We start from the raw sequence: 21,450 nt of genomic DNA, 5'->3' as shown, positions 1-21,450 counted from the left end.
CCTACACCGCGCCCCGAAACATCCGAGACCTTTTTGGCCATCGAAAATCCAGGAGCAAAAATCAGATCGAGCAGCTCTTCCTCACTCATCTCTGCGCCACGCGCTTCGGTGATCAACCCCTTCTCAATGGCTTTGACTTTGATCCTTTCCGAATCAATACCGGCACCATCGTCAATCAAGGCAATATTGACCATGCCATTTTCATGGTAGGCTGCCAACTCCACTTTACCGGCTTCCGGCTTGCCAATCGATACCCGATCTTTGGGCAGCTCAATAGCATGATCGGCCACGTTACGGATCATATGGGTCAAGGGGTCGGAGAGATGTTCGATCACCGACTTGTCCAACTCCACATCACCGCCCCGCACCTCCAGATCGATCTTTTTACCCAGTTTGAGGGCCAAATCGCGCACAATGCGGGGAAATTTATTAAAGACCACGTTGACCGGCTGCATGCGTGCCTGCATCACCTTGCCGTGAATACGGCTGGTGACCGAGTCGATGCTTTGTACCAGAGAGGCGAGATGGGGCGATTGTGCCACAAAGCTGGAGGTGGCGCGGATCAACTGGTTACGGGTCAACACCAACTCGCCGGCCATATTGATCAACTCATCCAACAAGGCCACACTCACGCGCAGCGTCTCTTCCACTGTGGGCTGTCCGGCTTTTGCCTTGTCTTCGGTGCGTCCGCTGCTGCCAGCGGCTCCCAAATCTGCTCGCGGTTTCACCAATCGCGAAGAGTGGGTCGAGGATTTGGCCTTGGCAACCGCACGCACCGGCTCCGGTTCAACCACCTCAGGGACGGTCGGTTTGCTGACCGGAACCGGAGGCGCCAACTTGTTGACCAAGGCGGTGGGAATGGCAACCGGCTGAATGGCTTGCGGTTTCAGTTGTACTATGTCTTGCAACAGATCGGGAGTCAGTACCGACGAAACCAGGATGCGTAAATTTTTGTCTGGCAGAGTCGGAACAGAGCCTCCTGAACCCAGGGCCGGTTTGAAATCCACCACCGTACCCACCGATTCTACCAATTGACTGAATTGATTAACAAAATCTTTTCGTTCTTTTTCGTCATCCAGCAGCACTTCCAGTCGCAATTCATAGAATTTGCGATTTTCTTTCAGCGCCTCGCTGACCACGTTGGTATAGTTTTCCAGAACAAACGGTTCAGCGCCAGCCAAACTGGCTACCGCAGTGCTGGTAGGCTCTGCTGCCGCAGGGGCTGCCGTCGCAGGAGGAGGAGCTTCCGCTGCCGGTGCTGCCTCGGCTGGTTTTGGTGGTGGTGGCGCACTGGGTACCGCATGGCCAGAGCGTTCCAGAATGGCCAAGATGGCAGCCACTTCGGCAGAGGCATCCACCGCTTCACTGTTGATGACATCGTGCACCATGGTTTTCAGCTTGTCCAAGGCGGAAAGCAAGCTGTCAGAGACCTCTGAAGTGGGTTCGATGCTCTTGTCGCGCACCTTACCCAACAGATTTTCCATGGTGTGGCTTAGTTTGGAAATTGCTGTCAAACCAAAAAAGCCGGCAGAACCTTTTATGGAGTGCACACCCCGGAACAGGCTATTGATGATTTCCGGGTCAGTGGCCGCACCACGCTCTTCCAGGATCAACAGATTGGGCTCGATGTTTTCCAGGTGTTCTGTCGACTCCTGGACAAACATCGCTAGTAGTTCTTCATCTTCTTCCGCCATTCTCTTTCTCCATCAGCAGAAACAAAAGCAGATTCGGGAAATCCATGCCTTCCCAGATTCTATTCCTGGATTCGCAACCGGCTCAACGTCTTGTCCAAGTCTGCCGTGATGGCGGTAATGGTTTCGACTTGTTTGCCGACGGTTTTACTCTTTTTATCAATTATATCTACGGTACGCTTCACCTCGATTATGCCCTTTTCCATCGAACCGGCTACTTTGGAGGTTTCGGCAATATGACGCGAAATTTCCGCACTTACCGAAGAGACTTCCATCAATGATTGGGTCATGCCATCGACTCCTGAGGAGGCTTCAACGACATTGCGGGTCACCTCATCAATACCGGAAGAGATCTCCTGGACATTGCGTGACACCTCACCAATGCCCGTAGAGGCATCGACAACCCGTTTGGTGACTGCGGCTGTCTCAGCCGACACCTCCACCATTGAATGGGAGATTTCAGAGACAGTGCGGCTCTGTTCATCCACCGCCTGCAGAATCTCCCCATTGGCACCGCTCAAACGCTTGATGATTTCCCCAACCTGTTGGGTGGCGATACCGGCAGCGTTGGTGGTGTCCTGGATTTGGGCAATCTTTTCCGAAATCATCCGTGTTGCTTCGCTGGTCTGGCGCGCCAACTCTTTGACCTCGTTGGCCACCACAGCAAAGCCCTTACCCGCTTCCCCGGCACCAGCCGCCTCAATCGAGGCGTTCAAGGCCAAAATATTGGTCTGTTCTGCAATATTGCTGATGACCGCGACCACTTTACCGATCTCTTGTGCTGAAACACCCAACTTTTGCATGACTCCAAAGGTGTCCTGAGCATTGCGCTTGGCCTCTTCTGCCTCTTTGGAGGCACTTTCGCAACGCAGACGCACTTCGCTGATGGAGGCAGTCAACTCTTCAACCGAGCTGGCAACCGTGCTCACCGATTGTCCAGTTCGTTGTGAGGTGTCACGCACCTGCTCCATGTTACGGCTGGCCCGTTCGCTGGATTGTGCCACCGAACTCAAATTGATATTGGCCTCTTCGGCAGCCGAAGAGATGGTATTCATATTGGCACTGATCTGTTCAGCAGAGGCCGAAACAGTTTTCATATTGTTGGTCATCCGCTCCGTGGTGGCCAAAATAGTCTGCATGTTGCTATTCATATTGGTCACCACCCCAGTAGTCGAGGTGGATTGGTTGTTCAACTGATCGGCGCCACTGGTCAATTCACGTGCCGCATTGGCCAACTCAGTTGCCGATTGCCGCAACTTGCTGGCATCCTGGCTAATATCCCGAAACATTTCGTTCAGGCTTTCCACCATGCGTTGTACGGCACGATTCACACTGTTGTCGCTGCTGGCGTTGCGCCCCATTTCCACCAAAAAGTTGCCATCGGCAATCGCTTCGGCTACCTGACGAATGGAGCCCGGATCGCAACCGGCATTGGAACCAATGTTGCGGATCAATACAAAGGAGATAATCAAACCAATCAGGAGTCCAATACCCGGAACCAGAAGTGAGCCGAGCAGTGAAGAGCGTCCCTGCTGCGCTGCGCTTGTGATATGCTGGAGAGTTTTACGAGTTTCAGCGGTTGCCTGTTCCAGCAAACGATCCAGATCCCGTCTTTTCCCGGTCAATTTTTCTGTCAAATCGGTGGCTTCATTTTGCCGATTGCTGCGCAGCAATTCAAAAACATAGGCACCCAATTTACTGTATTCGCCAGCATCTTTTTCGATGTTACGCAAAGAGTCGGCCAAGGCATTCAACTCTTGGGCACTTTTATCTCCGCTGCGACTGGCACGGCTGATTCCGTCGCGGAGCATATCCTGGCCTTTGCGTACACCATCGGCAACCTGAGATACCAAACGTTTGAAATCGCTTTCAGCACGTTGCACGCCATCGCTGGAAGAGCTGCCATCGGCTGAATCACGTCGTTCCTCACGGCTGCCATCAGTGGGTTTGCTTAGTCCACGCTCTACTTTCATGCTGGCTGATAAACGACCAGGGCCTTCCTCTTCAGCTTTTTGAGTCACGGCATCACGACCTTTGACGCCGCCAAGGGCGCGAATGGTGCGCAAAGCCCGTTCAATTTGGACCGCTTGTTCCATTTGGTTGGCCCGAACGGTTGCCAGGGTATCTGTCAAAGGCATCACTGCATCCAGGAGAGCAGATGAATCCTCATTGCCGCTCGGAGAGCGCAGAATACCGATCAGACTGGTGATAACCAGAATGGTTAACAGTACAGCCGTCAACATATACAGTTGCGTTTTGAGCCTCATTGTCCCCAACATCTCGATACCTCTACCTTGTTAACTGCCTTGCTGATCCATTAATGCTTGCTTGCCGCAGGTGCATCCGTTTTTTGTTTCGGCGTGCTGACTTCAGCAGAAAGTGTTTCCCGGGCAATACGAATCTCTATACGTTTGGACTGCCCCAAGTGAGTGTTTTTAATGGCAGCAGATTCCGCTGGCGCATTGTTCTTGCTATCGCTGCTACCAGTAGCGCTGGCCGCTTTGCCTTCGGTGCGGATACGCCAGGCAGGAATGTTTCCTTCAGAAACAAAAAATTCTGCGAGTGCTACCGCATGGGCCAAGGCCGGATTATTGTTGAGCAGGGCGATTGCCTGTGACTTGTCATTGCCTTTTCCAGCAGTTGCGTTGGCACTCTCAGCAGCAGGGGGAGCCGCACCAGTCGCACTTGCTGGGGTGCTGGGTGGGGGGCTGAGGGCTGAGACCTGTTGCAGTTGGGTCGTCAGCGCTAGAGTACCCGCAGACCGCGAGTTGCCACCTGTTTCTGTGCCGCCACCCCGTGCGCTGCTGGTCGCGGAGTGTGTTCCACCTTCTGCAGATGCTTTACCGCCCTCTTTTTTACTGGTTGCCGGTTGCGCGGGAGAATCGATATATCCCGTGACATGCAATAAATTTTCCAGGCTGGCCAGCAGAGTGGCCATCGAACGCAGACGGTGACGAATCTCTGGACGCATTAAGAGGGTGCCGGGGACAAAAACGGTGTCCAGATCCATACGCATAAAAAATCCCTCTTTCGTGGTCTCCACCTCAGCCAAACGCCGATCGACCAACGGGGTGATTTGGTGCAACAGAGCTATTTTTTGCGGAAAACCGATTGGATCATCTACTGCTTCTCCGAGCGCTTGTGGTGCAGCGGCTCCTTTGACACCTAAAGCGCGCTGGATCGATGCCACCAACATGCCAGAACGGTTTGGATCCGAACGAGAAACCGATAAAAAGCCAACAAAAATAATCAACAGCAACAAGGCCAGATTGGCGACAGCCAAGGTCCAGGGCGGCATACGCTTTGTCTTGTTCAGAGAAAGTGGTACCACTTCCTGCGCTCCTTTCTGTCTATTGCCAAGAGAACGAACCATTAGTCATTGGCGGTCAGTTGTCACCAGAAGATCCTGCTTTCTGAAAACATGCAATATCTGCCACATCTTCAAATACGCCAGATTCGCTAAAATATCAAGTGTGGATCATCTGCATTTGGCCATCATTTTTCGTCAAGGATGTTACTGTTGAGCGGGCTTGTCTGCTTTTGCTTTGCTCCATGCGGCGCAGTGATCACTGCTCTCGGCACTGGCAGGGGTCAACCAGAGCATTTCATGTGCGGGGAGAAAGCTGGTTGAACCGATATGCAGGGTTGGCAAGGGCAACGAGGAGACAAACTCCTCCCATGAACCACTGATCAAGCCCAGGTTGAGTTGACGCAGTTGCGGGCGCAGAGCGTGGACGCGCTCATAGATCCCCATATTATGGGTGACATGACCGGCACCGACGATGATGACTATGGGAGAATCATTGTTTTCACTCATTGCAACAATGCTTTGCGCCATGGCCTCATTGCGTGCCAGCCAGGTTTCATAGAGTCGATCCAACAAGCTTTCCGAGGCCATGCCACAATGGGCTTGCGCCAATTTATCGCGCATCAGTTGTTGATAATCCGCATGTTGAAAAGGGGTTTGCCTCCACAGAGAGCGTTCAAGTGGGGTGAGGGATTGCAATCCCTCACGTGTCAAGCGCAGCCGCAATCCCTCTGGCAGATCGGCACCAAATATGGTCAGATGCTGCTGTCGTGCCAGTTGCAGAAGTGGAAAATAGTAGGACCAATCCTCTCGTTTTTCCCATCCCAACTGTACACGCAACTGTTGATCCGGATCCAACGGCTGTTTAATGGGCAGGCTGGAGGGTTTGCCGACCGTATAGTGCATCAACCAAGGGGTTTGCTCTCTGGAGAAAAACTCAAAGCCGATAAGGGGCTTTTTGCCGTGTTGCAGGAGTTGTTGCAGCACTGCCAACTGTATCTGATGGTGGTGCGGGTTATCATGCTCTTCTCCCAAATAGATCACATCGGCCTTCAGGAGTTCTGGCAAAAGAGCAGCAGGATTCAGTTGTTTATGGTTGCGGCTGTCCAGGATGGTAGGCGGGCTGTCGGTTTGCCACAGCGTCTCTGCAGGATTCAGGGACGAGGCGACGGGGAGTCCTTGGCACGCGGTAAGCAGCAGCAAGCAGCTCAGGCACAAAGAGTGATATAACTGAGAGAGAGAATGTTTCATGGCAGGTGCTGTTGCAAAATCTGCTCATCAGTTGCAGAAAAAGCCACCAAGGTGACCTGCATATTGGCGTCAGGATGTTGGGCAAAAAAGCTGCGGATAGTCGCGATGGCGATTTGGGCTGCTGCCTCTTTGGGAAAGCCATAGACGCCGGTGCTGATTCCCGGAAAAGCGATTGTTTTGGCGTTTTGTGCCAAGGCCAGCTCCAGACAGCGTCGATAACAACTGGCCAGGTGTCCATGCGGATCGGGATCGCTATCATAAATGGGGCCGGCCGTATGAATCACCAGCGCTGAGGGCAAATTGCCGCCGGTGGTGACGACCGCTTCTCCGGGAGGCAAGCCTTGGGGATAGAGCGTGCGCCGAATCTCTTGACAGGCTTCCAGGATGGCTGGACCTCCGGCGCGATGGATGGCGCCATCCACCCCGCTCCCGCCTAGCAGGGAGGCGTTGGCCGCATTGACGATGGCATCCCTGGTCAGTTGCGTAATATCAGCGGTCAGAGTGGTGAGTTGATTCATCGCTGGCTCCTGATAGGCTGGCAAGAAGGGGGTCAGTGCACGTTGCGGGTTGTGCAGGAGGATGGATTATTGCTGCCACGGCAGCAACCACATCATCCAGCCTGGCACTGTTCATTTCGGTAAAAAATGCACCGCCAGGGGCGATGCGCAGGTTGGGGCCTTCATGGCAACGCCCAAAACAGCCAATCGGTTCAACGGGGATTGGCAGACCCGCTTCCTGCAGTTTGTATTCTAACTGTTTGGCCAGTTTTGCGCTGCCCTGCACACCACAAGAGGGACGATCGCTAAAGCGTTCATTGATGCAGACGAGTATGGAAATTTTTCTTGTGGGCATGAATAGTCTCTAGAGTGCTTTCTGGGGAGTGATCCAGACCAGATCTGTCTCTATCGTGCCGTCGGCATGCAGATGCAGCCAACGGAAAGCGAACCGATCATGAATAAACTCTGGTTTACTGGTACCATGGGCAAATTGCACACAGGTGGAGGGAGTGCCAAGCAGGCGAATAGAGCGATAGAGTGTATCGAATGGCTGATGGATATGTCCGAAGAGTATCAAAGCGACCTGTGGATAGCCTGCAAGCAGGGTGAACAACTCTTCAGAGTTACGCAACGCCATCTGTTCCATCCAACTGCTATCGGTGGGTCGGGGATGGTGGTGCAGGACGAGTGCGGTGGGCAGAGGCGGAAGCTGCTCCAACTGCTGCTGCAAATGTTCTAATTGTGCAGCGCTCACCTCTCCTGCATCCTGTTTGGGAAGCACAGCGTTGAGAAAAAGAAAGTGCCAACCCTGTAAAGTCAGAGAGGGTTGCCAGTGCAGCGCTGTTCCGTTAAAGAGTTTTTCCATGGTTTCCGGGCAGTCATGGTTTCCGGGTACGCTATAGACCGGACAGCCAAGGGCGGAAAACATCGTATTGAGTTGTTGATAGGCAGCGGCTTCACCATGTTGGGTCAGATCTCCGCTGATAATAGCCATATGGCTGCGGGCTGCCCAGGGCTGGGCTGCCTGTAATACCTGTTGCAGGCATTGTTCTGGATCGGCTCCGTACAACCTTTCCTGGGGATCAGCCAACAGATGACAGTCAGAAAACTGCAAAACAGAGAGCATGGGTCAGATCTCCAACGCAACCAGTGAAAAAATCTACTGTGCAACATTGTACTCGGCTTGTTTTCTTTCGGCAAGAAAGGGTTGCACAGATTTTTTCCGGAGCAGTGCACATGATCAATCCTTGCAAATCAAGAGAAAGAGGTGAACCATCCCGTCGGTAATGGCCACCATCCAAAAAATGGCAGTGATGAGGTGAGGGCCAATTCTTGGCGGAGGTTGCACAATGACAGAAGGGAGGAGCAGTCGTGCACAGCAGTGAAGAGTGGCAGCAACCCTATCGGGAGTTGACCTGGCAGGCTCTGGCGTTGGGGATTGTCAGCGGAATATTGTTGAATGTCGCCCTGATCTATTCGGCTCTCAAATTGGGTTTTGCCATCAGTGCCTCGGCCATTGCCGCTTTGATTGGTTTTGTGCTGTTGCGGGGGCGCTCCTGGCGGGGTACCGTGATTGAAAACAATCTCAACCAAACCATTGCCGCAGCCATCGTGACAGCAGGTTCCGGGGTGGTTTTTACCCTGCCGACCCTGTTTTTATTGCAGAGTAACAAGACTATTGGTTCCTTTTCCCCCTGGCCATTATTGGCTGCCGGGGTGGGGGGAGCTTTATTGGGTGTGGTTTTGATCATTCCCTTGCGGCGGAAAATGATCGAAATCGATCGTCTGCGCTTTCCCACCGGCACGGCGGTGGCCACCATTTTGCGCTCTGGGGCGGCGGGGAGCGAGAAGGTAACTCTGCTCGCTTATGGATGTGCCATTGGAGCTGCCTGGAAACTGTTGCTGCTCTCTGGTTGGCTCAATTGGCCGGGGGTGATTGAAAATGATGAGCTGTCATTGAGTTTTGGTCTGTTGCCAAGCTATCTCTCTGCCGCTCTCTATCTTTCACCTTTGACCTTTGCTTCCGGTTTGCTGGCGGGACGAGGCGGTTTGCCCTTTTTTTTCGGTGGAGTGGCCGCCTGGTGGATCATTGCCCCGTGGATGGTTCATGCTTCCTGGCTCAATCCCCAGTTGGCTAATGCGGAACTTGTTGAATTTATTTATAACAAGTCATTGCGACCGTTGGGGATTGGGGTTTTGATTGGCGCTGCCATCATGGCCATGTTGCTGACTCTGCCCATTATCGTTGCCGCACTGCGTTCCGTAGCGCAGGCGGTGGGTGAGTCCCGAGCGCAGGGAGCCAAGAGCAACGAAATCTCCCCATGGTTGCTGTTGTCTGGTTTGTTGGGAGCGATGCTTTTGCTCTTTTTTGCCTCCTGGAGCACGGCAGTCGATGTACCGTTATGGCGGATTTTGCTGGCGACTCTGGTGGGTACCCTGTGGCTGGGTATCGCAGGTTTGATTGTCGCGCAGGCGACCGGGATGACCGATATCTCGCCGATGTCGGGCATGACTCTGGTGTCGGTGGCCTTGACCATGGCTTTGCTGGGTGGCGAGGTGGTGGCTGCCTTGGCAATGGGGATAGCCATCAGTGTGGCGGTGGGACAAAGTGCCGACATGATGCAGGATCTGAAAACCGGTTTTTTGGTGGGTAACCGTCCCTTGCAACAGCAGGCTTTGGAGTTTTCCCTCTCCTGGATCGGAGTGGTGGTAGCCTTTGCGGTGATTTATGCCTTGTGGCAGGGAGGTGGCAGCGCTGGGGGGGGATTTGGTCCCAACAGCTCTTTGCCTGCTCCGCAAGCCAGCGCCTTGGCCGAAGTGATCGAGGCGGTGCAAAAGCAGCAGATTCCGCTGGATAAATTTATTCTCGGAGGAGTGGCAGGCATGGTGCTGGAGGGAACTCCGGTGGGAGGTTTGGGTATCATGGTCGGTTTGGCCATGTATCTGCCCTTTTCCATCACCTTGACCTATGGTTTGGGCTGTTTGGCGCAGATGCGCATCGAAAAAATTCGTGGTTATGCCTATGCAGAGGGTGTGCTGGTGCCTGTTGCTGCCGGGTTGATCATTGGTGAAGCGTTGATTGGCGTTGCCGAGGCTTTTTGGCACATGGGAGGAGGATGAAGGAGGCTCTGGTGAATAAACAGATTTTTGCTCCCTTGGGCACCTTGTTGGCACTGTTGCTGGCACTGCTGGCGGCGGCCAAACCGCTGGCAGAGAGTGCGCAGTGGCCAGATACCTGGCAGCTTTGCCTGCTGGCTGTTCTGGTGGCTGGCGGGCTCAACCTTTTGTGGCGCGCCCAACCGCAACCTCTGTGGGCAGAGAGCATAAGCGGTGCAGAGGAGAGTGCTGCTGGCGCTACTGTCTCAGCAGAGGCTTTGCGCGAGTGTATCGATGCCTTGCAACAGTTGCACAACGCGGCGGCGGCTATGGGTTTGCCCGCAATTTTGCATGAGTTGGAGGAGATTCACAGCCAGTGGTTGTTACCTTTGATTCACACCAGGAGCTCTTTGAGTGCTGGTATGAATCGTTTACAAAGAGGTCGTTTTTTGGCCGAATTGGCTGCTGGCGAGCTGTGGCTGAATCGGGCCCGTTCCACTGCCGGTGATTGCTATCGCGTGGAGACCCAGCAGGCTATTATCCAGGCGTTGGCACAGTTCATCTCTGTGCAACAGTTGCTGGCAGCGTCGCGGTAGAGGGTTGCGGGAGCAGGTTGGCTGCCACAACAGGACACAACAGGAGATGCCGAAATTTTATGTGTTGGGCAGGGACTAGGGTTTGCCCGGTTGCCAATTGTCGGCACGAGTTTCTGCCTCTTCTCTTTGCGCTGGTTGCAGATGTTTACGCAGCGCATTTTTGGCTGCCTGCAATTGGGGAGCATTGGTTTCGCTGTAATGGGCATGTTTGCTGGCCAAGGAGAGCCAAAAATAGGCCATCTGCAAATCTTTGGCGACTCCTTTGCCCTGTTCGTGCAGTAGCGACAGACGGTATTGGGCGTCAGGATTGTTTTGCGCGGCGGCTTTTTGATACCAGTGGGCCGCTTCCTGGCTGTTTTGTGCTACCCCTTCACCATTTTCATACATTTCACCCAGAGTGAATTGTGCCAGATCATCCCCTTGCTCGGCCGCCTTGCGAAACCAGCGCAGTGATTCATTTCTGTCCTGGGGGAGTCCATCTCCTTCACTGTAGCGGCGGCCCAGACTGGATTGCGCGACACTGTTGCCCTCTTCGGCCGCTTTACGGAACCATTCTGCTGCCTTGCTGGCATCCTGGGGCACACCGTCGCCCAGTTCGTAGAGCAGACCCAGGCTGAATTGGGCACTGCTGTTGCCCTGTTCTGCGGCTTTCAAAAACCATTTTGCTGCTTCTTGGGCATTGCGGACGACACCTGTTCCAGAGTGATACATTTCACCCAGGGTGGCTTGGGCGCGGGCATCTCCTTGTGCTGCTGCTTCCTGAATGGCTGCTGGCGTGTGTGGTTCGGCAGCGAGCAAAGGCGCAACATAGAGTAGGGCGGACAAGGTTGTACCACAGATGATTGCTGAAAAAACGCTCTGTTTATCGTTATCTCGCATTGCCAGTGCCTTCCTGGAGGTTCAAGAGTGGAGATTTCGCTACAATTATTTACAATGCCGATTCTACTCTATTCAGGAAACAATGCGCTATTATATTTTTCTTGGCTGGCTTGCTCTCTGGGTGCGGATTGTTTTCACCAATAAAAGTTCTATAAATCAGGTTGATGGAGAGTTTGTTGTGGCAGATGCAGCAGGGCAGGTGTGAGGAGGAGGCGAAGCAATGGCAGTACAACAAGAGGAGCAGAGAGTGCATGACTCTGCGTTAGAGGTGCGTGGGGCTGCAGATCATGGCACTCCTGGCAAGCCTGATCCGCGCCACTCCCGGTGGCGCTGGTTTGTTGGGCTCATACTGTTGTTGTTGCTTGGGACTGCCTGGCAACAATGGCCGCAACTCACCCTGCTGTGGTCTGGCAAAGGTGAAAAGCGTGAGGAGGCTGGAAAGGGGGGGAAGGGAGAGGGGCGTGGCAAGGGAGGGCCGATTCCGGTGGTGACCGCTGTGGTGACTACGGGTGCGATTCCGATACAACTGGATGCCCTTGGTACAGTTACTCCTGGCCAATGGGTGGTGGTACGCAGTCGTGTGGATGGTCCGCTGCTACGCTATGCTTTCAAGGAAGGGGAGTTGGTCGAAGCGGGGCAATTGCTGGCGGAGATCGATGCCAAACCTTTTCAGATTCAATTGGAGCAGGCCAAGGGGCAGTTGTTGCGTGACCAGGCTCTGTTGGCCAATGCCCAACGTGATGCCCAACGCTATCGCACTTTGCTCAAGGAGGACTCGGTGTCCAGGCAGCAGGCCGATACGCAGTTGTCGTTGGTGCAGCAATATCAAGGCAGTGTCCAGGTGGATCAGGCATTGGTGGAGAGTGCTGCTTTACAGCTTTCCTACACGCGCATTACTGCCCCGATCACTGGAATAGCTGGATTGCATCAGGTGGATCCGGGAAACATGATTCGCCAAAGTGATGCCAATGGTTTGGTCGCTATTGCCCAGATTCGACCGATTCAGGTGTTGTTTACCCTGGCCGAAGATCAACTGCCCCGTTTATTGCCCTATTGGCAGAAGGGCAACCCTCTCAAGGTGATCCTTTTTGATCGAGAGCGCAAAAACCGTTTGGCAGAAGGCAAGCTGCTGACTTTGGACAACCAGATTGACAGCAGTACCGGCACGGTCAAACTGAAGGCAGAATTTGCCAATGAAGAGGGAAGGCTTTTTCCTAATCAATTTGTCAATGTTTCTCTTGTTTTGGAGGAGCGTCCTGCGGCTTTATTGATTCCGTCGGCAGCGTTGCAGAGGAGTCGCAAAGGAACATATGTTTTCCGGGTGCAGGAGGATCAAACCGTGACCCAGCAGATGGTCAAACCGGGGCCGGTGCAGGGAGAGGTGACGGCCATTGATGAGGGGTTGCAGGCTGGAGAAAAGATAGTGGTAGCGGGTGTGGATAAATTGCGGGAGGGAAGTCGGATTCAGGAACCGGCAAACGAAGGGGGAGCCGACAAGGGTGGTGGAGCGGGAGGCGGCAAAGCAGGGGGTGAAGGCAAAAAAGAGCGCAAAGGTGGGCAAGGAGGCGCCAACGAGCCACGAAAGGGGGCTGCCGGGGGAGGCTAGGCGATGAATCCTTCGCGTTTGTTTATTTTGCGGCCGGTGGCGACCACTTTGTTGATGGCCGCCATCTTTTTAGCCGGTCTTTTGGCCTTTCGTTTGTTGCCGTTATCGGCCTTGCCGGAGGTGGATTATCCCACGGTGCAGGTGATTACCCTCTATCCGGGGGCTAGTCCAGAGGTGATTGCCTCCTCGATTACTGCACCGTTGGAGCGGCAATTTGGACAGATGCCTGGTTTGAATCGTCTCTCTTCGACCAGTTCGGGGGGCTCCTCCCTGATTACTTTACAATTCAGTTTGCATCTGACGTTGGATGTGGCCGAGCAACAGGTGCAGGCGGCGATAAATGCTGCCGCCAATCTGTTGCCCACTGATCTGCCAGCGCCACCCATTTATTACAAGGTCAATCCGGCGGATGCACCGATTCTCACCTTGGCGGTAACCTCTCGTACTTTGCCGCTGCCTCGGGTGCAGGATCTGGTGGAGACACGGGTGGCACAAAAGATTTCGCAACTCTCAGGGGTCGGTTTGGTGACGTTGAGCGGTGGTCAACGCCCCGCTTTGCGGGTGCAGGTCAATCCTTCGGCGCTGGCTGCTTATGGGATGGGTTGGGAAGAGTTGCGACTGGCTATTGCCAATGCCAACGTCAATCAACCCAAAGGCAGTTTTGATGGTCCCAGCCGGGCGAGCACTATAGATGCCAATGATCAGATCAAATCGGCCCAGGAGTTTGCGCAGATTGTCATAGCCTATCGCAACGGGGCAGCGATTCATCTGCAGGATGTTGCCGAAGTGATAGAGGGGGCGGAAAACAGCCGTTTGGCCGCCTGGTCTGGTTTGGAACCAGCCATTATTCTCCAGATACAGCGGCAACCGGGTGCCAATGTCATCCAGGTGGCAGATCGGGTGAAAGAGCTGTTGCCACGTTTGCGGGCGTCGTTGCCGGGCAGTGTGGATCTGCTGGAGGCCAGTGATCGCACCTTGACGATTCGGGCGGCGGTCAGTGATGTACAATTTGAGTTGCTGTTGGCGGTGGCCTTGGTGGTGATGGTTATATTGCTGTTTTTGCGCAATATTAAGGCTACTGTGATTCCGGGCATTGCTGTGCCCTTGTCCTTGATTGGCACCTTTGCGCTGATGTATTTGGCCGATTTTTCCATCAATAATCTGACATTGATGGCTTTGACCATTGCCAGTGGGTTTGTGGTTGATGATGCCATTGTGGTAATCGAAAATATCTCCCGCCATCGTGAAGAGGGCAAGTCACCTCTGCAGGCGGCTTTGGATGGTTCGCGGGAGATCGCCTTCACGATTGTCTCGCTGACCTTTTCGCTGATTGCGGTGTTGATTCCATTGCTTTTTATGGCAGATGTGGTGGGACGTCTGTTTCGGGAATTTGCCATTACCCTGGCTGTGGCCATATTGATTTCCGCTTTGGTGTCGTTGACCTTGACACCGATGATGTGCGCACGGCTGTTAGAGAAGGGTGTGGCTGAGTCAGAGTCTGCTGGGCAGGGAGTGTGGAGTCAACGGATCATTACCGGTTATGGTCGCTGGTTGGGCTGGGTTCTGGATCATCAGAAAAGTACCCTGTTGCTGGCTGTGGCAACTTTGCTGTTGACAGTATGGTTGGCGGTGATCATTCCCAAAGGCTTTTTTCCGCAAGAGGATAGCGGTTTGTTGCAAGGAATCAGTCAGGCACCCGCTGCGAGCTCGTTTGCAGCCATGGCCGATTTTCACCAGCAGTTGAGCCGTCAGTTGTTGGCCGATCCCGCAGTGAAGGGGTTGACCAGCCATATCGGAGTGGATGGCACCAATATCACGCTCAACAGTGGCCGTTTTTTGATTGCTCTGCATGCACGGGCAGAGCGTCAGGGGGAGTCGTTGGCAACTGTGTTGGCGCGATTGCAGCAGCGTGTGGCGCAAGTGCCGGGGGTTATGCTCTATCTGCAACCGGTTCAGGATTTAACCATCGAAGAGCGAATCAGCCGTACCCGTTATCAGTTTACTTTGGAATCGCCAAGCCAGGAGGATCTGGCGCTGTGGACGCCGCGCTTGTTGGAGCGTCTGTCGCAGGAGCCGGCATTACGCGATGTCACCAGTGATCAACAAGAGGAGGGGTTGCAGGCCTATCTGGTGATTGATCGCGATGCTGCGGGCCGTTTGGGGGTGACTGCGGCAGCGATTGATAACGCATTGTATGATGCCTTTGGCCAACGTTTGATCTCTACCGTTTTTACCCAAGCCAATCAATATCGCGTGGTTTTGGAGGCCAAAGGGGGGGCGCAACAGGGGCTGGCGATGCTGGATGGTTTGCGAGTCACAGCGGCCAATGGCTCTTTGGTTCCCTTGAGTGCTGTGGCGCGTGTTGAAGAGCGTTTGGCACCCTTGGTGTTGCAGCGGCAGGGTCAATTTCCTGCCGTCAGTCTCTCTTTTAATGTGGCTGCAGACTCCTCTTTGGGGGCCGCGGTGCAGGCTATTGAGGCGGTCCGAGAAGAGATCGCTGTGCCGGCGCATATCCAGATCACCTTTTTGGGGGCTGCCCATGCCTTTCGGGTGGCGTTGGCCAATGAGCTGTGGTTGATACTGGCGGCCATTGTCACCATGTATATTGTCTTGGGGGTGCTCTATGAAAGCTATATTCATCCGGTGACCATTCTTTCCACGCTGCCTTCGGCTGGTGTGGGGGCTTTGCTGGCCTTGCTGCTGGCCGATATGGAGTTGGGAATTACGGCGATTATCGGGATTGTTCTTTTGATCGGAATAGTCAAAAAAAATGCTATTTTGATCATTGATTTTGCTTTGCAGGCGCAGCGACAGAGGGGCTTGACAGCCAGAGAGGCGATTTATCAAGCCTGTCTGTTGCGTTTTCGGCCCATTTTGATGACCACTTTGTCCGCCCTGTTTGCCGCTTTGCCGTTGATGTTAGGCGGGGGAGCCGGTTCAGAGTTGCGGCAACCGTTGGGAGTGACCATGGTGGGAGGATTGTTGCTCAGTCAACTGGTCACTTTATTTACCACACCGGTGATTTATCTGACTTTTGCTGCCTGGGCGGAGCGACTGCACAGGTGGCGGCAAGCCAATTTTGTCTTCAGGGAGTCGCTGCAGTGAACCCTTCGGTACTGTTTGTGCAGCGACCGGTGGCCACCTCTTTGTTGACTATGGCCATTTTGTTGGCGGGCTGGTTGGGGTTTCGTTTGTTGCCGGTGGCGCCACTGCCACAGGTTGATTTTCCGACCATATCGGTGTCGGCGGGATTGCCAGGAGCCAGTCCAGAGACCATGGCGGCCATTGTGGCTACCCCTTTGGAGCGTACTTTAGGACGTATTGCCGGGTTGAGTGAAATTACCTCACAAAGCACTTTGGGCAGTACCCGAATTATTCTGCAATTTGATTTAAGCCGAAATATTGATGGGGCAGCACGCGATGTGCAGGCGGCCATCAATGCCGCTCGCGCCCTTTTGCCGCCCAACCTTCCTTCCAACCCCAGCTTCCGCAAAGTCAATCCGGCGGATATGCCGATCATGGTACTCTCCTTGACCTCGGAGAGTAAGAGCCAGGGGGAGATGTATGATGTGGCGGCCACCGTACTGGCGCAAAAGTTGGCACAGGTGCAAGGGGTAGGGCAGGTCAGTTTGGGGGGGAGCTCTTTGCCGGCGGTACGAGTCGAACTGGATCCGGGAAAGTTGCACGCTGCCGGCATTGGTTTTGAGGAGGTACGCAGTGCCATTGCCGCAACCAATGCCAATCGCCCCAAAGGTGTTGTCGAGCAAGGAGAGCGGCAATGGAGTCTCGATGCCAACGATCAAGCGCGGGTGGCGGCAGATTATCGTCCGATAATTATTACTTGGCGCAAACAGGCGCCGGTGCGTTTGGCTGATGTGGCGGAGGTGGTGGATTCGGTACAGGATATGCGCAATGCCGGGATGGCAGATGGCAAGCCGGCGGTGTTGCTGATTATCTCGCGTCAACCGGGAGCCAATATCATCGAAACGGTTGGGCGAATTCGTGATTTGGTGCCGTCGTTGCACAGTATTCTTCCCAGTTCCATCGAGTTGACAGTCTTGATGGATCGTACCCCGACCATTCGCGCTTCATTGGCAGAGGTGGAACAGGGGTTGTTGTTGGCCATTGTGCTGGTGATTTTGGTGGTGTTTCTCTTTTTGCGCAATGTGCGGGCGGCATTGATTCCCACGGTCGCGGTGCCGGTTTCCTTGATGGGCACCTTTGGTTTTATGTATCTGTTTGGCTATAGCTTGGATAATTTGTCGCTGATGGCCTTGACCATTGCCACCGGTTTTGTGGTCGATGATGCCATTGTGGTTTTAGAGAATGTCTCCCGCTATTTGGAAAAGGGGATGAGCCCGATGCAGGCCACGCTGCAGGGGGTGCGCGAGGTGGGCTTTACAGTTTTGTCGATGAGTGTGTCGTTGGTGGCGGTTTTTATTCCCATTCTGGCCATGGGGGGGATTGTCGGGCGGTTGTTTCGGGAATTTGCGGTGACTTTGAGTATAGCGGTATTGGTGTCGTTGCTGGTTTCGTTGACCACCACTCCGGCGATGTGTGCCCGATTGTTACGCGCCAAGGGGGCGCACAGTGGGGCAGGCGCTGATAATCGATCCGAGTATGGAGCCATTTTTGGGGCGGTCTTGGCATTTTATGCACGCACTTTGGCCATCGTCTTGCGACACCCTTTTTTGACTTTGCTGGTCTTGCTGGCCACCATTGCCTTGAATGTCTATCTGTATATTACCATTCCCAAAGGATTTTTTCCGCAGCAGGATATTGCTCGTTTGATTGGCACCATTCAAGGGGATCAGGGGATCTCTTTTCAGGCAATGCGCAACAAGGTGGAGGAGTATAGTCGGATTATTGGTCAGGATCCGGCAGTTGCACATGTGGTGGCCTTTACCGGAGGGGGGCAGCGCAACAGTGGGGTGATGTTTGCTGGCCTGAAGCCGCGCCAGGAGCGGGGCAATATCGAGCAGGTGATGGGTCGTTTACGCGGTCAATTGGCGCGGGTGGCCGGATCCACCATGATGCTGCAACCGGCACAGGAGATTCGTGTGGGGGGGCGCCAAGGGAGTGGAACCTATCAATATACATTACAATCAAGTGATTTGGAGGAGCTGCGTTTTTGGGAGCCCAAGATTCGTCAGGCTTTGAGTGAGTTGCCGCAACTGGCGGATGTGTCGAGTGATCAGAATGAACGAGGTATTTCCACATATATTCAACTGGATCGTGCCAACGCCTCCCGCAAGGGGGTGACACCGCGTCTGATGGATCTGACCTTGAACGATGCCTATGGCCAGCGTCTGGTATCGACCATCTATACCCCTCTGAATCAATATCGGGTGGTGATGGAAGCTGCACCCTCTTTTGTGCAAGATCCACAGTCGCTGAACACTTTGCACATTACCAATAGCAGTGGCCAGCAGGTGCCATTGAGTGCGATAAGTACGATCAGCCAAAGTGTGGCGCCGTTGGCGGTCAACCATCAAGGTTTGTTTGCCGCTTCCACCATCTCCTTCAATTTGGCTGGCGGAGTCAGTCTATCCCAGGCTACCCAGGCCATTGAAGAGAGCTTTGCCCGTTTGGGAACCACGGTGCAAGGAGGGTTTCAAGGCACCGCCAAGGTGTTTCAAGCCTCTTTGGAGAGTCAGCCTTGGTTGATTTTGGCGGCTTTGTTGTCGGTTTATATCGTCTTGGGCATGTTGTATGAGAGTTTTATCCATCCATTGACCATATTGTCTACCTTGCCTTCGGCGGGGGTGGGCGCCTTGTTGGCATTAATGATCAGTGGCAATGAGTTTAATCTGATGGCGATGATTGGTGTGGTATTGTTGATTGGTATTGTCAAGAAAAATGCCATCTTGATGATTGATTTTGCACTGGATTTAGAGCGCCAGCAGCAGGTTTCTCCGTTGGAGGCGATTCGTCAGGCTTGTTTGTTGCGGCTGCGACCTATTTTGATGACCACCATGGCGGCGTTATTGGGTGCCTTGCCCTTGACCATGGGGCAGGGGGAGGGCTCGGAGATGCGTTTTCCATTGGGGATCTCGATTGTTGGTGGTTTGATATTGAGTCAACTGCTTACCCTCTATACCACGCCGGTGGTCTATCTCTATCTGGATCGTTTGCGTTGGTATGTGCGTGGACGGCGGCAGCCGACCACTTACAATTCTTAACATATTGCCTCTGTTTCCAAACCTTTGCGCACGATACAATGCCGCCAAAATATGCCAATGTGCCAGTTGGTCAGCTTTGTGCTGCCGAAATGATCGGGGATGAAGAGTATGGAGAATGATCCACCTATCCTGTTATTGGTTGATGATGATCAGGAGTTATGCGCCATGTTGCAGCGCTATTTGACCACCGAGGGTTTTCGTTGTCAAAGCGTATTTGATGGCGAGGCTGCCTTGGAGTGTGCTCTCAACCAGCCTTTTGACGCCATCATTCTCGATCTGATGCTGCCCCGGGTCAATGGCTTTGAGGTTCTCAAGCGCTTGCGCAAGGTGAGCGCAGTACCGGTATTGATGTTGACGGCACGTGGCGATGACAGCCATAGCATTTTGGGGTTGGAGGGGGGAGCCGATGATTATTTGACCAAGCCGTGCAATCCCAAAGTGTTGGTAGCGCGGGTAAGGGCGGTGTTGCGGCGGGTGCAGCCCAATACGGAGAGTGCGCAAAACAGCTCTGTATTACAGGTGGGAGCGATGAAGCTGTATGCAGCTTCGCATTTGGCAACCTTGTCGGGGAAGAGTCTGGAGTTGACTTCGGCGGAGTTTTCCCTGTTAAAGCTTTTGCTGCAACGAGCCGGGGAGGCGGTGAGCAAGGAGTTGTTATGCCAGAAAGGGTTGGGACGCAAGCTGACCAGTTATGATCGCAGTGTGGATATTCATATCAGCAATTTGCGGCGCAAACTGGCGGCGGTCAAAGGGGGCAAGGCAGAAATTGTGACGGTGAGGGGTGTGGGTTATCTGTATGCTTTGCCGGTTGAGGAGTAGGCAATGCGGTTGTTTTTGAAGCTGTTTTTCTCCTTTTTGTTGACGATATTGCTCATCAGCAGTGTCGTCTTCTGGATAGGTCACCATTTGCGTCCCGAGATGGATCAGCTTATGCACCAGCAGTTGCGGCAGGTGCAGCAGGAGCGGCGCCAATTGGCGCTGCTTGTGGAGCAGAAAGGGGTGGAGGCTGCCAGAGAAAAGCTGCTTGCTTCTTTGCTGCAAAAAGAGATTTTGCTGCTGACCGAGGAGAATCAAGATATTTTGGCGCGTCCTGTTCCAGAGGAGGTGTTGCGCCATTTGCGCCGTGCCGGGTCAGGAGAGCGGCAGTGGTCTGTGGAAAGAGGTCTGGTAGTTGAGTTGCAAGCACGCTTGAAGGGAGAGGGGCAAACGGGAGCTGAGAAGCTGGTGCAAAATCATGACAACGCTGAGGAGTTGGAGCGTCGTCTCTATCCGCCACCGCATCTGCCGTTTTTGGTGCGCGACAGCCAGCAACGTCTGTACAAGGTGGTCATGATGCCCCCCCCACCGTTATGGCGACGGATCAGCAGTGAATATCCTTTGCTGCCTTTGGGGGTAGTATTTTTGAGTGCGTTGGCAGTATTTGTGCTTGCCGGCCATTTTACCCGACCGATTCGTCGGTTGCGGCGGATGGCCAAGACGATAGCGCGTGGTGATTGGGGAGAACGGGTCTCTTTTGTGCGCGGGCGCATTCCTGATGAATTGAATGATCTGGAGCGGGATTTTCATTTCATGGCCCAGCAGTTGGAAGAGATGTTTCATGCCCGGCAGAGATTGTTGCGTGATGTATCCCATGAGTTGCGTTCGCCATTGGCGCGCTTACGGGTGGCTTTGGGTTTGCTGGAGCAGGCTCATCCGGAGGCGGATGAAAATTTGCTCCGCATGGCGTTGGAGTTGGAGCGTTTGGATGAGTTGATTGGGCAGATTATCGTGGTTTCTCGTCCTTTGTCTGCGGGGGAAGGGCGTCGTGATGTCTTGGTGGATCTGCCGGAGATGATTCGCCTGGTATTGGCGGATGCCCGTTTTGAGGTAGAACGTCATCCTGGGGTCACTATTCGTGAGCAATTGGCAAGCAATGCTCTCTTGTGGGCCAATGGCAGTGAATTGCGTTCGGTGATTGATAATCTGGTGCGCAATGCGTTGCACCATTCAGGACAACAGGGTGTGGTAGAGGTCTCTTTGCAGTGCCAGGATCAACAGGCCTGTTTTGCAGTTGCCGACCAGGGACCGGGTGTACCGGAGGAGGAGTTGCAGCGGATTTTTTATCCGTTTTATCGCGTGGAGGAGTCACGAGCCCAGGAGGGAGGGCGATTTGGTTTGGGGTTGGCCATTGCGGCACGGGTGGTGCAAGAGCATGGTGGCCGCATCCTGGCGCAAAACCGGGCGGAAGGGGGGTTGTTGGTGACAGTCTGGTTGCCGTTGGTCACGGACAAGGAGGTTGAGGAGTAGTGATAATTGTGCTTATTGAAACATTGGAGAGGTTTTTCTTTGCTTTTCGGCAGAAAATG

At 53.9% G+C, this 21,450-nt stretch carries 17 protein-coding genes; 9 read left to right on the top strand and 8 right to left on the bottom strand.

Annotated elements, in window-relative coordinates; genetic code table 11:
• The 7 genes from EJP87_RS01225 to EJP87_RS01195 form a co-directional block, all read right to left on the bottom strand.
• Positions 1-1,694: chemotaxis protein CheA (locus tag EJP87_RS01225; RefSeq protein ID WP_130470044.1), on the bottom strand; the 1,694-nt coding region annotated here is incomplete at its 3' end.
• A gap of 59 nt (positions 1,695-1,753) precedes the next feature.
• On the bottom strand, positions 1,754-3,958 hold the full coding sequence (locus tag EJP87_RS01220; RefSeq protein ID WP_193771037.1) for a methyl-accepting chemotaxis protein: 2,205 nt from the start codon (positions 3,956-3,958) through the stop codon (positions 1,754-1,756).
• Positions 3,959-4,008: 50 nt separating this feature from the next.
• Positions 4,009-5,022 (bottom strand): hypothetical protein, encoded by a 1,014-nt coding sequence (locus EJP87_RS01215; protein ID WP_130470042.1) that lies wholly within the window; start codon positions 5,020-5,022, stop codon positions 4,009-4,011.
• A 183-nt stretch (positions 5,023-5,205) separates the two neighbouring features.
• Positions 5,206-6,249: a ChaN family lipoprotein gene (locus EJP87_RS01210; RefSeq protein ID WP_130470041.1), complete on the bottom strand. Its 1,044-nt coding sequence runs from the start codon at positions 6,247-6,249 to the stop codon at positions 5,206-5,208.
• On the bottom strand, positions 6,246-6,767 hold the full coding sequence (locus tag EJP87_RS01205; protein ID WP_130470040.1) for an O-acetyl-ADP-ribose deacetylase: 522 nt from the start codon (positions 6,765-6,767) through the stop codon (positions 6,246-6,248). The genes EJP87_RS01210 and EJP87_RS01205 overlap by 4 nt, the downstream gene beginning before the upstream one ends.
• The gene (locus tag EJP87_RS01200; protein ID WP_130470039.1) at positions 6,739-7,101 is read right to left on the bottom strand and encodes a (2Fe-2S) ferredoxin domain-containing protein; all 363 of its coding nucleotides are present in this window, start codon (positions 7,099-7,101) and stop codon (positions 6,739-6,741) included. The genes EJP87_RS01205 and EJP87_RS01200 overlap by 29 nt, the downstream gene beginning before the upstream one ends.
• Positions 7,102-7,110: 9 nt before the next feature.
• The gene (locus EJP87_RS01195; protein ID WP_130470038.1) at positions 7,111-7,872 is read right to left on the bottom strand and encodes a phosphodiesterase; all 762 of its coding nucleotides are present in this window, start codon (positions 7,870-7,872) and stop codon (positions 7,111-7,113) included.
• Between the two features lie 245 nt (positions 7,873-8,117).
• Here EJP87_RS01195 and EJP87_RS01190 point away from each other — a divergent pair, with 245 nt between their 5' ends.
• Together EJP87_RS01190 and EJP87_RS01185 are read left to right on the top strand one after the other, a co-directional pair.
• Positions 8,118-9,866, top strand: coding sequence for an OPT/YSL family transporter (locus tag EJP87_RS01190; RefSeq protein ID WP_130470037.1), 1,749 nt, complete (start codon positions 8,118-8,120; stop codon positions 9,864-9,866).
• An 11-nt stretch (positions 9,867-9,877) separates the two neighbouring features.
• Positions 9,878-10,438 (top strand): hypothetical protein, encoded by a 561-nt coding sequence (locus tag EJP87_RS01185; RefSeq protein WP_130470036.1) that lies wholly within the window; start codon positions 9,878-9,880, stop codon positions 10,436-10,438.
• Positions 10,439-10,513: 75 nt separating this feature from the next.
• On the opposite strand, the gene EJP87_RS01180 is transcribed toward EJP87_RS01185, so the two are convergent.
• The gene (locus tag EJP87_RS01180) at positions 10,514-11,263 is read right to left on the bottom strand and encodes a tetratricopeptide repeat protein (RefSeq protein WP_227657392.1); all 750 of its coding nucleotides are present in this window, start codon (positions 11,261-11,263) and stop codon (positions 10,514-10,516) included.
• 13 nt (positions 11,264-11,276) lie between these two features.
• Here EJP87_RS01180 and EJP87_RS17555 point away from each other — a divergent pair, with 13 nt between their 5' ends.
• The 7 genes from EJP87_RS17555 (at position 11,277) to EJP87_RS01150 (ending at position 21,391) form a co-directional block, all read left to right on the top strand.
• The gene (locus tag EJP87_RS17555) at positions 11,277-11,522 is read left to right on the top strand and encodes a hypothetical protein (RefSeq protein WP_193771038.1); all 246 of its coding nucleotides are present in this window, start codon (positions 11,277-11,279) and stop codon (positions 11,520-11,522) included.
• A complete protein-coding gene (locus tag EJP87_RS18940; RefSeq protein ID WP_130470034.1) occupies positions 11,482-11,583 on the top strand; it encodes a BPTI/Kunitz-type proteinase inhibitor domain-containing protein in 102 nt (33 codons plus the stop codon). The genes EJP87_RS17555 and EJP87_RS18940 overlap by 41 nt, the downstream gene beginning before the upstream one ends.
• Positions 11,538-12,923, top strand: a complete 1,386-nt coding sequence (locus EJP87_RS01170) for an efflux RND transporter periplasmic adaptor subunit (RefSeq protein ID WP_130470033.1) — start codon at positions 11,538-11,540, stop codon at positions 12,921-12,923. Before EJP87_RS18940 ends, EJP87_RS01170 begins: the two co-directional genes overlap by 46 nt.
• Before the next feature lie 3 nt (positions 12,924-12,926).
• On the top strand, positions 12,927-16,028 hold the full coding sequence (locus EJP87_RS01165; RefSeq protein ID WP_130470032.1) for an MdtB/MuxB family multidrug efflux RND transporter permease subunit: 3,102 nt from the start codon (positions 12,927-12,929) through the stop codon (positions 16,026-16,028).
• A complete protein-coding gene (locus EJP87_RS01160) occupies positions 16,025-19,105 on the top strand; it encodes an efflux RND transporter permease subunit (RefSeq protein WP_130470031.1) in 3,081 nt (1,026 codons plus the stop codon). Before EJP87_RS01165 ends, EJP87_RS01160 begins: the two co-directional genes overlap by 4 nt.
• Before the next feature lie 108 nt (positions 19,106-19,213).
• The gene (locus tag EJP87_RS01155; RefSeq protein ID WP_130470045.1) at positions 19,214-19,924 is read left to right on the top strand and encodes a response regulator transcription factor; all 711 of its coding nucleotides are present in this window, start codon (positions 19,214-19,216) and stop codon (positions 19,922-19,924) included.
• A 3-nt stretch (positions 19,925-19,927) separates the two neighbouring features.
• Complete coding sequence (locus EJP87_RS01150) at positions 19,928-21,391, top strand: ATP-binding protein (protein ID WP_130470030.1); 1,464 nt, start codon at positions 19,928-19,930, stop codon at positions 21,389-21,391.
• Positions 21,392-21,450 lie beyond the last annotated feature (59 nt).

Origin of the sequence: Candidatus Magnetaquicoccus inordinatus (genome assembly GCF_004217665.1) — a bacterium.
Classification (GTDB): domain Bacteria; phylum Pseudomonadota; class Magnetococcia; order Magnetococcales; family Magnetaquicoccaceae; genus Magnetaquicoccus; species Magnetaquicoccus inordinatus.
This window is presented reverse-complemented; position numbering and strand designations above follow the sequence as displayed.